The sequence below is a fragment of the Pseudomonas entomophila genome, assembly GCF_023277925.1.
Classification (GTDB): Bacteria; Pseudomonadota; Gammaproteobacteria; order Pseudomonadales; family Pseudomonadaceae; genus Aquipseudomonas; species Aquipseudomonas entomophila_D.
This window is the reverse complement of the sequence record NZ_CP063832.1, coordinates 4,461,122-4,473,298: the sequence shown is the minus strand read 5'-3', so window position 1 is coordinate 4,473,298 and position 12,177 is coordinate 4,461,122. Positions and strand designations below refer to the sequence as shown.

Below are 12,177 nucleotides of genomic sequence, written 5' to 3'. Positions count from 1 at the left end.
GATCGCATCTAGTCCTGTAATGACTCGATTTCGGCGAACAGACCGAAGACTTGAGTGCTGCAGGCGCTAGCTCAGGACCGGCAGCGTATCCACAGTCAGGGCTTCAGGCAATCGGATCTCGACAGCGACGGGCAGGTGATCGGAAATTGGCTGCGCCAGCACCTCGACGCGCTCCAACGTCAGGCTCGGGCTGAGCAGGATGTGATCCAGGCAACGCTGCGGCCGCCAGCTGGGGAAGGTGGCTTCGACCTGGGGGGCTACCAGGCCCAGATCACGCAAAGGCGAGTGATCGAGCAGGTCGGTGGCGTGGGTGTTCATGTCCCCCATGAGCACCTGGTGGCGGTAGCCGCCGATCAGCTCACGGATATAGGCCAGCTGCCGGGCGCGGGTCTTTGCGCCCAGTGCCAGGTGCATCATCACCACGATCAGCGCATCCTCGCCCTCGCCGAAGCGCACCAGGATCGCACCGCGGCCGGCCGGGCCGGGCAAGGGGTGGTCTTCCAGTTGCTGGGGCTTGAGGCGGCTGAGCACGCCATTGCTGTGCTGGGCGAAACGCCCGAGGTTGCGATTGAGCTGCTGATACCAGTAGGGGAAGGCCCCCAGTTGCGCCAGGTGCTCGACCTGGTTGACGTAGCCCGAACGCAGGCTGCCACCGTCGGCTTCCTGCAGGGCCACCAGGTCAAAGTCGCCCAGCAGTTCACCGATTTTCTGCAGGTTGCCGGACCGGCCAGCGTGCGGCAGCAGGTGCTGCCAGCTGCGGGTCAGGTAATGGCGATAACGCTCGGTGCTGATGCCGACCTGGATGTTGAAGCTCAGCAGCCGCAGGCGACCATCCTCCGGCAGGCCCGGGGCCTGCAGGTGACGCTCGTTGACCTGCGGCTGGTGCAGGCCGATACCACGTGTCGTGCGGATCCGGCCCATGGCGGTCGCCGCTTACTTAGCGGCGCGCTCCTTGGCGATCAGCTGGTCGGCAACGTTCAGCACGCCTTCAGGACCGCCAGCGGTACCCAGGTCGAAGCGGTACTTGCCGTTGACCACCAAGCTTGGAACACCAGTGATTTCGTACTTCTTCGCCAACTCTTTGGCCTGGTTGACCTGGCCTTTGATGGCGAAGGAGTTGAAGGTGGCCAGGAACTTTTCCTTGTCCACGCCCTGGGTGGCCAGGAAGTCGGCCATCTCTTCAGGCTTGGTCAGGCGCATGCGCTTGTTCTGGATAGCGTCAAAGACAGCGGCGTGGACGTTGTGCTCGACGCCCATGGCTTCCAGCGTCAGGAACATCTGACCGTGGGCGTCCCACGGGCCGCCGAACATAGCTGGGATGCGCTTGAAGTTGACGTCCTTCGGCAACTTATCAGCCCAAGGGTTGATGGTCGGTTCGAAGTGGTAGCAGTGCGGGCAGCCGTACCAGAACAGCTCGACGACTTCGATCTTGCCTGGCACTGATACCGGGACGGGGTTGCTCAGCTCGATATATTCCTTGCCCGCTACAGGCTCCGCGGCCTGCACGGCGGCCATACCGAATACGCTGGCGGCGACCAGCGCAGCGCTGAGAATCAGTTTACGCATGCTTTACTCCTGAGCAGTCTTTGGTCGCCTCGACGCGACCTTGGTGAGACAGGTCGGGAAGGGCTCGAGTTCTGTAGTGTAACGGCTATGGACAGAAAAAAGGGCAGCCTGGGCTGCCCTTTTCATCTTTAGCGCTGAAGCATTAACCGAGTGTTAACGCCCAGACCGACAGGGTCAGTGCAGGCCTTGGATGTAGCTGGACAGGGCTTCGATATCCTTGTTGCTCAGCTTGCCGGCGATGGTGCGCATGGTCATGGCGTCGCCGTCGTTGGTGCGGTTGCCTTCGCGGAAGTCGGTCAGCTGCTTGCCGACATACTGCGCGTGCTGGCCGCCCAGGTGCGGGAAGCCGGCCAGGGCCAGACCTGCGCCGTTGGGGGAGTGGCAACCGGTGCAGGCCGGCATGCCCTTCTCGAGGTCGCCGCCATTGAACAGGGCGCGGCCACGCTCGACCAGTTTCGGGTCGGCGGCACCGACGCTGCCCTTCTGGCTGGAGAAGTAGGCGGCGATGTCGGCCAGGTCCTGGTCACTGAGGTTCGCCAGCATGCCGGTCATCTCCAGCACAGTGCGCTTGCCGGACTTGATGTCGTGCAGCTGCTTTTCCAGATACCGCTCGCCTTGGCCGGCGAGTTTGGGGAAGTTCGGTGCCAGGCTGTTGCCGTCAGGGTTGTGGCAGGCCCCGCAGACAGCGGTTTTGGCCTGACCGGCAGCAGCATCGCCTTTGATGGGTTCCGCAGCACTTGCCGCACCTGCGACCCCCATGGTCAACAGCAGACTCACGAATAGTTTGTTCATCAGCTAATCCAACACGGCTAAGGGTGAAATGTTATGTATCGGGACTGCCGCTCATCCAGAGAATGACCAATCGGTAGTCCTCGGCACTGCAGTCCATGCACAATCCACGCGGCGGCATAGCCTTGAAACCCTGTGTAACATGTACCACCAGTTGCTCCATGCCTTGCGCCAGCCGTGGCTCCCAGACTGCCCGGTCACCCTGCCTGGGTGCCTGTGGCAATTGTCCGGCGTGACAGGCCGCACAGCTGCGGTTGTACAACGCCTCGGGATCCTGTGTAGCCTGTGCGCTGAAAAACGGTAGGAACAAACCGACAGCAAGCAGCCATTTCGCCATGCGGAACGACCTGACAGGGTTGGGGGCCGCGCTGCGTTCTGTTGCGCGAGCTATTGTTCGACACCCCATGCTCATACGCCTTCGTTGGGAGAATGAGCACACAAAAACTGGGGCATTATATACTTCCGCCATCCAAACGGAAACGACACTGCTTGCCGAGCCTGGGCCAACCGTTCCAGAGCTGGGCAACACCCACATCGGATATCCCATGCAAGTCAAGAACCCCATCCTCGGCCTCTGCCAGAAAGCCAAATTCGCCCTCAGCGCCGCCAAGGTCGAACAATGCCCGGAAGACCAGGGTTACGAGGTGGCTTTCGCCGGCCGCTCCAACGCCGGCAAGTCCAGCGCCCTCAACACCCTGACCCACGCCAGCCTGGCGCGCACCTCGAAGACCCCCGGCCGCACCCAGTTGCTGAATTTCTTCAGTCTGGACGATGAACGGCGTTTGGTCGACCTGCCGGGCTACGGTTATGCAAAAGTGCCGATCCCGCTCAAGCAACACTGGCAGAAGCACCTGGAAGCCTACCTCGGCAGCCGCGAGTGCCTGCGCGGGGTGATCCTGATGATGGATGTGCGCCACCCGATGACCGACTTCGACAAGATGATGCTCGACTGGGCCAAGGCCAGCGGCATGCCCATGCACATCCTGTTGACCAAGGCCGACAAACTGACCCACGGCGCGGGCAAGAACACCTTGCTCAAAGTGCAGTCGGAAATTCGCAAAGGTTGGGGTGATGGTGTGACTATCCAGCTGTTCTCGGCGCCCAAGCGCCTGGGGCTGGAAGAGGCCTACCGCGTGCTGGCGGACTGGATGGAGCTGGAAGACAAGCCGCTGGCCTGATAGCGCGCGCCCTGTAGGAGCAGGCTTTGCCGGCGAACACCGGCACAGCCGGTGCCACCCATCGCGGTGTCTGGTTCGCCAGCAAGGCTGGCGCCTACAGAGGCAAACCACCCGCCGCCGAATTCCGGGCAAAAAAAACCCCGGACTTCATATGGGGAGGGGGAAGTTCGGGGTTCAAGTTCGGACCGCTAGGGCGGGGTCCGAATATCTGCCAACACTTAACACAACATAGGAGCATCGAAAGGCTTCACCAGCCATTCAGTACCTCTGAGTAGCGCTTCACCGATTTAGTTCCGAGCCCCTCGAAACTATTTGCGATAGTTTCATGAAACCCTGGATCTAATGGCCTGAGGCCGCTACGGATCCGCGACACTACGCCGCAGATCCTACACAGCTTTCACGCCGCGTTTAGTGAGCTTCGTCCCAATTCGAGCCAACCCCCACTTCCACCAGCAGCGGCACATCGAGTTCTGCGGCACCGCTCATGTAGCCACGAATTTCATCTTTCACCTGCTCGACTAAGTCCTCACGCACTTCCAGCACCAGTTCGTCGTGCACCTGCAGGATCACCCGGGCATCCAGCTTGCTGTCGACCAGCCAGTTGTCTACCGCGACCATGGCGCGCTTGATGATGTCCGCCGCGGTGCCCTGCATCGGGGCGTTGATCGCGGTGCGCTCGGCGCCTTTGCGCAGGGCCGGGTTCTTGGCATTGATGTCCGGCAGGTACAAGCGGCGGCCGAACAAGGTCTCGACGAAGCCCTGCTCGGCGGCTTGGGCGCGAGTTCGCTCCATGTAGGCCAATACGCCGGGATAGCGGGCGAAATAACGGTCGATGTAATCCTGGGACTGCTTGCGGTCGACGCCGATCTGCTTGGCCAGGCCGAACGCGCTCATGCCATAGATCAGGCCGAAGTTGATGGCCTTGGCACTGCGACGCTGGTCGGTGGTGACGTCCGCCAGGGCCACGCCGAACACTTCGGCGGCCGTGGCGCGGTGCACATCCAGGTCGTTGCGGAAGGCATGCAGCAGACCTTCGTCCTTGGCCAGGTGGGCCATGATGCGCAGCTCGATCTGCGAGTAGTCCGCCGCCAGCAGCTTGTAGCCGGGGCTGGCGACGAAGGCCTGGCGGATACGCCGGCCTTCGGCGGTGCGCACCGGGATGTTCTGCAGGTTCGGGTCGCTGGAGGACAGCCGCCCGGTGGCGGCGACTGCTTGCTGGTAGGAGGTGTGGATACGCCCGGTGCGCGGGTTGATCTGTCCCGGCAGCTTGTCGGTGTAGGTGCTCTTGAGCTTGCTCAAGCTGCGGTATTGCATCAGCACCTTGGGCAGCGGGTAGCCCTGCTCGGCCAGGTCGTCGAGCACCGCCTCGGCGGTAGAGGGCTGGCCCTTGGCGGTCTTGCTCAGCACCGGCATGCCCAGCTTGTCGTAGAGGATCGCACCCAGCTGCTTCGGCGAGCCCAGGTTGAATTCTTCACCGGCCAGCTCGTAAGCCTCGCGCTCCAGCTCGACCAGCTTCGCGCCCAGCTCGCCGCTCTGCACGCCGAGCAGCGCGGCATCGACCAGCGCGCCCTGGCGCTCGATCTTCGCCAGTACCGGCACCAGCGGCATCTCGATGTCCATCAGCACCGGCAGCACGCTGGGGGTCTTCGCCAGGCGCGCCTGCAGCGTATGGTGCAGGCGCAGCGTGACGTCGGCATCCTCGGCGGCGTAGGGACCGGCCTTCTCCAGCGGGATCTGGTTGAAGGTCAGTTGCTTGGCGCCCTTGCCAGCGATGTCCTCGAACCCGATGGTGGTGTGATCCAGGTACTTCTGCGCCAGGCTGTCCATGTCGTGGCGGGTGGCGGTGGAGTCGAGCACATAGGACTCGAGCATCGTGTCGTAGGCAACGCCACGCATCAGGATGGCCGGGCTGCCGTTGGCCAGGATATTGATGTCGTACTTGGCGTTCTGACCGATCTTGCCCTTGGCCGGGTCTTCCAGCAGGGGTTTGAGTGCCAGCAGCACCGCCTCGCGGTCCAGCTGGGCCGGAGCGCCCTCGTAGTCGTGGGCCAGCGGTACATAGGCGGCTTCGTTGGGCTCGACGGCGAACGACAGGCCGACGATGCTGGCCTTCTGGGCATCAAGGCCAGTGGTCTCGGTGTCGAACGCGAACAGTGGCGCCTTGCGCAGCTTTTCCAGCCAGGCATCGAAACGTGCCTGGTCGAGTATGGTCTCGTACTTGGGTTCGACTTTGGCCGTGGACGCTTCCTCGGTCGCAACGGTGGCGTCGCCATCACCCATGCGGGGCGCGCTGCGCTGCACGTCGGCGACCCAGCTCTTGAACTCCATCTCGGTATACAGCGCCAGCAGTGCTTCGCGGTCCGGCTCGCCGCAGACCAGGGCGTCGACCTCGACATCCAGCTCCACATCGCACTTGATGGTGGCCAGCTCGTAGGAGAGGAAGGCCGCGTCACGGTGTTCCTCAAGCTTGGCCGGCAAGGTCTTGGCGCCACGAATGGCCAGGTGCGGGACCTTATCGAGGTTCTGGTACAGGTCGCTCAGACCGCCACCGATGCCAGTCAGCAGGCCCACGGCGGTTTTCTCGCCAACACCCGGCACGCCGGGAATGTTGTCGACCTTGTCACCCATCAGGGCGAGGAAATCGATGATGTGTTCCGGGCCGACACCAAACTTCTCGTGCACGCCAGCCACATCCAGCACGCTACCGGTCATGGTGTTGACCAGCGTGACGTGGCCGTCCACCAACTGGGCCATGTCCTTGTCGCCGGTCGAGATGATCACTGGGCGGCCAGCCGCCGCACTGCTGCGTGCCAGGGTACCGATCACGTCGTCGGCCTCCACGCCCTCGACGCACAGCAGCGGGTAGCCCAAGGCGCGGACGCTGGCGTGCAGCGGCTCGACCTGCACCCGCAGGTCGTCGGGCATGCTTGGGCGGTTGGCCTTGTACTCGGCGAACATGGCATCGCGGAAAGTGCCGCCCTTGGCATCGAAGACCACCGCGAACAGGCTGTCCGGGTATTGCTTGCGCAGGCTCTTGAGCATGTTCAGCACGCCCTTGACCGCGCCCGTCGGCATACCTTTGGAGGTGGTCAGCGGCGGCAGCGCGTGAAAGGCGCGGTAGAGGTAGGAGGAACCGTCCACCAGGACGAGAGGCGCTTGGCTCATGAGGAGAATCAACCTTTTCGGCGGGTCCGGAGCTAGAATAGCCGGATCAATGACGACAAAAGGACTAGGTTATCATGCGTACCCCCAATCGCCTGTTACTGCTCGGTCTGCTGGCCACCCTGCCAGCCGTCACCCTGGCGGCGGACGACGCCCCATCGGCAGATCCCGATGTGACCATTCGCACGGAAGGCGACAAAACCATCCAGGAATACCGGCAGAATGGCTTCCTGTATGCGATCAAGGTCACACCAAAAGGTGGTAAGCCTTATTTCCTGGTACGCGCCGATGGCACTGACGCCAACTTCATTCGCTCAGACCAGCCAGACATGCTGATCCCCTCCTGGAAAATCTTCGAGTGGAAGTAGCGCGTACCATTCACATCAACCAGGCACTTCCCGGCGGAAGTGCCCGCATGGGCAATTTTTCAACATGTCAGTCTTCACCCCTGTGTCCCGGCCTGAGCTGGAAACCTTTCTGGCACCGTACGCGCTGGGCCGTCTGCTCGACTTCCAGGGCATCGCCGCCGGTACCGAGAACAGCAATTTCTTCGTCAGCCTGGAGCAAGGGGAATTCGTCCTCACATTGATCGAGCGCGGGCCGGCGGAAGACATGCCGTTCTTCATCGAGCTGCTCGATGTGCTGCATGATGCCGACATGCCGGTGCCCTACGCCGTGCGTGACCGTGACGGCAATGGCCTGCGCGAGCTGTGCGGCAAGCCTGCGCTGTTGCAGCCACGGCTGTCCGGCAAGCACATCAAGGCCCCGAACAACCAGCACTGCGCCCAGGTCGGCGAGCTGCTGGCGCACATCCACCAGGCCACTCGCGAGCGCATCATCGAGCGCCGTACCGACCGCGGCCTGGACTGGATGCTGGCATCTGGCGCCGAGCTGTTGTCCGGCCTGAACAGCGCACAAACCGAACTGTTGAAACCGGCACTGGATGAAATCACCGCGCACAAGGCGCAGATCCTGGCCCTGCCCAAGGCCAACCTGCACGCCGACCTGTTCCGTGACAACGTGATGTTCGAAGGCACCCACCTGACCGGCGTGATCGATTTCTACAACGCCTGCTCCGGGCCGATGCTGTATGACGTGGCCATCACCGTGAACGACTGGTGCCTGGACGAGCAGAGTGGCATCGATCTGCCACGGGCCCAGGCGCTGCTGGGCGCCTATGCGGCGTTGCGGCCATTCACTGCGGCCGAAGCCGAGCTGTGGCCGGTGATGCTGCGGGTGGCTTGCGTGCGCTTCTGGCTGTCGCGGCTTATCGCGGCGCAGGCGTTTGCCGGGATGGATGTAATGATCCACGACCCGAGCGAGTTCGAGGTGCGGCTGGTGCAGCGCCAGCAGGTGGCGTTGAAGCTGCCGTTCGCGCTCTAACGGGCGATGACGCAACCTGTAGGACCTACAGGCGCGGCTTTAGCCGCGATCACCCGCGAAGCGGGTGCCACACACCGTGGTGCCCGCTTCGCAGTTGAAGCCGCACCTACAACTGCTCCAGGCAACCCGTCAGGTCGCTACCCAGTTTCTCCAGCAATCGCTCGTAACCCCTGGCATCCACCGGATCGGTCCCTCCCAGCGCATCCAGCTCCGCCAAACGCACCGGCAACCCCACCGTCAGTGTCTCGGCCAAACGCGGCCGCAGCGGCGGCTCGCTGAACACACAGGTCTTGCCCACTTCCTGCAGGCGCTTGCGCATCGCGGCCACATGCTGCGCCCCCGGCTGCACTTCCGATGCCACGCTGAAGACCCCGGTGTGCTTCAGGCCATACGCCGACTCGAAGTAGTCAAAGGCTTCATGGAATACGAAATACGGCTTGCCGACGATCCCCGCCACTCGCTGCTTGATCCGCCCATCCAGGGCGTCCATCCGTTCGATGAACAGCTTCAGGTTGCCCTGATAACGCGTGGCATTGGCCGGGTCGACGGCCGCCAGGTCGGCGGCCATCTTCGCCGCGATCACCCGGGCATTGGCCGACGACAACCACAGGTGTGCATCAAGGCTGCCTGGGCGGTGATCATGGTCATGATCGTCGTGGTCCTCTTCATGAGAGTGGCTGTCCTCGCCGAAGTGGCGCAGTTGCAGGCCTGAAAGCGACTGCACCGCCACACTGGGTTTGCTGCGGCTGGCCAGCACGCGGGGCAGGAAGCCCTCCATGTCCGGGCCGATCCAGTACAGCAGGTCGGCATCGCCCACCTTACGCACATCGGACGGACGCAGCGCGTAGTTGTGCGGGGACGCGCCCGGCGGCAGCAGCACGTCCGGGCTGCCTGCACCGTCCTGGACGGCAGCGGCGATCTGTTGCAGGGGCTTGATACTGGTCAGTACGCGCACATCGGCCTGGGCCGAACAGGCGATAAAAGCGACAAAGAGGACAAGGAATCGGGACACGGTGGATACTCGGGTCGTCAGAAACAGGTAACATAATAACGTCTCCATCCTGAACCGTCGCTGCCCATGTCCATCACGCCGCTGGCCCACCGCCCCCACGATCATTCCCATTGCGTCCACAGCGCGCTGGCCGAGGCCGATGCGCTGTGCAACCGTCAGGGCCTGCGCCTGACCGCCCTGCGCCGCCGCGTGCTGGAACTGGTGTGGCAGAGCCACAAGCCGCTGGGCGCCTACGATATCCTCGCCGTGCTCAGCGAGCAGGACGGCCGCCGCGCCGCGCCACCCACCGTTTATCGCGCCCTGGACTTCCTGCTGGAAAACGGCCTGGTGCATCGCATCGCATCGCTCAACGCCTTCATCGGCTGTAGCCACCCCGAGCACGCGCACCAGGGCCAGTTCCTGATCTGCCGTGAGTGCCACGTGGCCATCGAGCTGGAGCAGGACAGCATCAGCGGCGCCATCATCGACAGTGCCAAGGCCGTAGGCTTCGCCGTCGAAACGCAGACCGTGGAAGTGGTCGGCCTGTGCGGTAACTGCCGGGGCAAGGCATGAACGACGCACTGATCCGCCTTGAGCAGGTCGGGGTCAGCTTTGCCGGTGAAGCGGTGCTCGACAGCATCGACCTGGCGGTCGCGCCTGGCCAGATCGTCACCCTGATCGGCCCCAACGGCGCCGGCAAGACCACCCTGGTGCGCGCCGTGCTCGGCCTGCTCAAGCCGCATCGGGGCAAGGTATGGCGCAAGCCGAAGCTGCGCATCGGCTACATGCCGCAGAAGATCCAGGTGGACGCCACGTTGCCGTTGTCGGTGCTGCGCTTCCTGCGCCTGGTACCTGGGGTGGACCGCGCGGCAGCCTTGTCGGCACTGCAGGAGGTCGGCGCCGAGCAGGTGATCGACAGCCCGATCCAGACCATTTCCGGTGGTGAGATGCAGCGGGTGCTGCTGGCCCGCGCGCTGTTGCGCGAGCCTGAACTGTTGGTGCTCGACGAGCCGGTGCAAGGTGTCGACGTGGTCGGCCAGACCGAGCTGTACAACCTCATCACTCGCCTGCGCGACCGCCATGGTTGCGGCGTACTGATGGTCTCCCACGACCTGCACCTGGTCATGAGCGCCACCGACCAGGTGGTCTGCCTCAACCGCCACGTCTGCTGTTCGGGCCACCCGGAGCAGGTCAGCAACGACCCGGCCTTCGTCGAGCTGTTCGGCCAGAACGCCAAGAGCCTGGCCGTCTACCACCACCATCATGATCACAGCCACGACCTGCACGGTTCGGTGATCGCCCCCGGCGCCCATGTCCACGGAGAGCACTGCAAGCATGGCTGATTTTCTTCTCTACGCCCTGCTTGCCGGCCTGTCGCTGGCACTTGTCGCCGGCCCGCTGGGCTCGTTCGTGGTCTGGCGGCGCATGGCCTATTTCGGCGACACACTGTCGCATGCCGCGCTGCTCGGCGTGGCCCTGGGCTTCGCCCTGGACGTCAGCCCAGCGCTGGCGGTGACCATTGGCTGCCTGTTGCTGGCGATTCTGCTGGTGACGTTGCAGCAGCGCCAGCCACTGGCCTCCGACACCTTGCTCGGCATCCTCGCCCCCAGCACGTTGTCGCTGGGCTTGGTGGTGCTGAGCTTCATGCACGATGTGCGCATCGACCTGATGGCCTACCTGTTCGGCGACCTGCTGGCGATCAGCAGCACCGACCTTGCCTGGATCCTCGGTGGCAGCGCGTTGGTGCTGGTGCTGCTGGCCGCGCTCTGGCGCCCCTTGCTAGCGGTCACGGTGCACGAGGAACTGGCAATGGTCGAAGGCCTGCCGGTGGCCGGGCTGCGCCTGGCGCTGATGCTGCTGATCGCCGTGGTGATCGCAGTGGCGATGAAGATCGTCGGCGTGCTGTTGATCACGTCACTGCTGATCATTCCGGCTGCCGCGGCACAACGTCACGCCCGCTCCCCCGAGCAGATGGCCCTGGGCGCCAGCCTGCTGGGGGTAACCGCAGTGTGCGGTGGCCTGGCCATGTCGTGGTTCAAGGACACACCGGCCGGGCCGTCGATCGTGGTCTGTGCGGCGGTGCTATTCTTGCTGAGCCTGGCACTGCCCAAACGCTGAAAATTCAGGGGCCGCGCGCAACCTTTCCGTGGGCGAAAGGTCTGTATGGCCTGTTTTCGAGCGTGCGCACCTGGGTGTAGACTTGCTCGCTTTTTGCGCAAATAGAGAGTCGCAGGAATGAAGCCGTTCGCCTCACGTTATCTGCTTGTTGCCGTGTTTTCCCTGTTCCTGGCCGGCTGTTCCAGCAAGCCGGCCGAACAGTCGATGGCGCCTGTCCAGCCGGATGCCTGGCAGCAGCTGGAACACAGTATCGCCGCCAGCGAGTTGGCCACCGCCGAGGACCAGCTCGCCGCGCTACAGGCGCAGTCACCCGACGACGCACGCCTTGTGCCCCACCAGCGGCAGTTGGCCGAAGCCTATCTGCGCCGCAGCCAGATCGTCCTGCAGAAGGGCGACGTCAATGCCGCCGCCACCGCCCTGGCCCGCGCCCGGGCGCTAATGCCAAAAGCCCCGGCCCTGACCGGTGGCGATGCCATGGCCAATGCCCGCAAGGCTGAACTGGAAAAGGCTGAAGCGGCGCTCAAGGCTGCGGAGAAGCAACCGCAGGCACGGCTGATCGACCCGACCGCTCCAAACACTGTGGTGGCGCTCAAGACCACCGATAGCCGCACCCTGCGACGCCAACTCGATGACATCGCCTCGGACGTGGTCAATTACCAGTGCGAGGTGGTGTTCCAGGTGCCCCGCACGCAAGACGCCCCGTGGCTCAAGACCCTGCTGGAGAAACGCGTGCGCAAGCTCGACAGCGGTTTCGCGCTGAAGCAGAAGCATGAGATCCAGCGCTCGTTGCCCGCGCAGGTAGTGCTGGTTCCCCATCGGCAGTGATCAATCGCGGGGCAAGCCCGCGATTACGTTCGATCAGGCGCACCAATCGTCGCGTTATGCCCAATTGATTGGACGAATCAGAAATAAATGATAAGTACAGCTATTGGAAAAGGCTAAAATGCGCGACCCCGGCTAACCGCTGGCCCACATTCCATGCGCCCCACA

General features: G+C 63.5%; 13 protein-coding genes. 7 read left to right on the top strand and 6 right to left on the bottom strand.

Going from position 1 to position 12,177, the window contains the following annotated elements; all coding sequences use genetic code 11:
* Nucleotides 1-66: 66 nt before the first annotated feature.
* The 4 genes from IM733_RS19885 to IM733_RS19870 form a co-directional block, all read right to left on the bottom strand.
* Nucleotides 67-921, bottom strand: coding sequence for an endonuclease/exonuclease/phosphatase family protein (locus IM733_RS19885; RefSeq protein ID WP_248918150.1), 855 nt, complete (start codon nt 919-921; stop codon nt 67-69).
* A 12-nt stretch (nt 922-933) separates the two neighbouring features.
* Nucleotides 934-1,566, bottom strand: coding sequence for a thiol:disulfide interchange protein DsbA (gene dsbA, locus IM733_RS19880; protein WP_248918149.1), 633 nt, complete (start codon nt 1,564-1,566; stop codon nt 934-936).
* Between the two features lie 174 nt (nt 1,567-1,740).
* Nucleotides 1,741-2,358, bottom strand: coding sequence for a c-type cytochrome (locus tag IM733_RS19875; protein ID WP_248918148.1), 618 nt, complete (start codon nt 2,356-2,358; stop codon nt 1,741-1,743).
* Between the two features lie 31 nt (nt 2,359-2,389).
* On the bottom strand, nt 2,390-2,692 hold the full coding sequence (locus IM733_RS19870; RefSeq protein ID WP_248918147.1) for a c-type cytochrome: 303 nt from the start codon (nt 2,690-2,692) through the stop codon (nt 2,390-2,392).
* Between the two features lie 208 nt (nt 2,693-2,900).
* On the opposite strand from IM733_RS19870, the gene yihA reads away from it, so the two are divergent.
* Complete coding sequence (yihA, locus tag IM733_RS19865; protein WP_248918146.1) at nt 2,901-3,533, top strand: ribosome biogenesis GTP-binding protein YihA/YsxC; 633 nt, start codon at nt 2,901-2,903, stop codon at nt 3,531-3,533.
* A 408-nt stretch (nt 3,534-3,941) separates the two neighbouring features.
* On the opposite strand, the gene polA is transcribed toward yihA, so the two are convergent.
* Nucleotides 3,942-6,698, bottom strand: a complete 2,757-nt coding sequence (gene polA / locus IM733_RS19860) for a DNA polymerase I (RefSeq protein WP_248918145.1) — start codon at nt 6,696-6,698, stop codon at nt 3,942-3,944.
* 74 nt (nt 6,699-6,772) lie between these two features.
* Between polA and IM733_RS19855 the strand changes: the two genes are divergently transcribed.
* Both IM733_RS19855 and IM733_RS19850 read left to right on the top strand, forming a co-directional pair.
* Nucleotides 6,773-7,063: a DUF2782 domain-containing protein gene (locus IM733_RS19855; protein WP_011531530.1), complete on the top strand. Its 291-nt coding sequence runs from the start codon at nt 6,773-6,775 to the stop codon at nt 7,061-7,063.
* A 64-nt stretch (nt 7,064-7,127) separates the two neighbouring features.
* Complete coding sequence (locus tag IM733_RS19850) at nt 7,128-8,078, top strand: homoserine kinase (protein WP_248918144.1); 951 nt, start codon at nt 7,128-7,130, stop codon at nt 8,076-8,078.
* A 106-nt stretch (nt 8,079-8,184) separates the two neighbouring features.
* Here IM733_RS19850 and IM733_RS19845 read toward each other — a convergent pair whose 3' ends face one another.
* Nucleotides 8,185-9,138 (bottom strand): zinc ABC transporter substrate-binding protein, encoded by a 954-nt coding sequence (locus IM733_RS19845; protein ID WP_432760377.1) that lies wholly within the window; start codon nt 9,136-9,138, stop codon nt 8,185-8,187.
* Between the two features lie 18 nt (nt 9,139-9,156).
* Here IM733_RS19845 and zur point away from each other — a divergent pair, with 18 nt between their 5' ends.
* The 4 genes from zur to IM733_RS19825 all read left to right on the top strand — a co-directional run bounded on the left by zur (nt 9,157) and on the right by IM733_RS19825 (nt 12,012).
* Nucleotides 9,157-9,642 (top strand): zinc uptake transcriptional repressor Zur, encoded by a 486-nt coding sequence (gene zur, locus IM733_RS19840; protein ID WP_248918142.1) that lies wholly within the window; start codon nt 9,157-9,159, stop codon nt 9,640-9,642.
* Complete coding sequence (znuC, locus tag IM733_RS19835) at nt 9,639-10,412, top strand: zinc ABC transporter ATP-binding protein ZnuC (protein WP_248918141.1); 774 nt, start codon at nt 9,639-9,641, stop codon at nt 10,410-10,412. The genes zur and znuC overlap by 4 nt, the downstream gene beginning before the upstream one ends.
* Entirely contained in the window at nt 10,405-11,187 is a 783-nt protein-coding gene (znuB, locus tag IM733_RS19830; RefSeq protein WP_248918140.1) for a zinc ABC transporter permease subunit ZnuB, read from the top strand. Before znuC ends, znuB begins: the two co-directional genes overlap by 8 nt.
* 117 nt (nt 11,188-11,304) lie before the next feature.
* Complete coding sequence (locus tag IM733_RS19825) at nt 11,305-12,012, top strand: PA5502 family lipoprotein (protein WP_248918139.1); 708 nt, start codon at nt 11,305-11,307, stop codon at nt 12,010-12,012.
* Nucleotides 12,013-12,177: the final 165 nt, after the last annotated feature.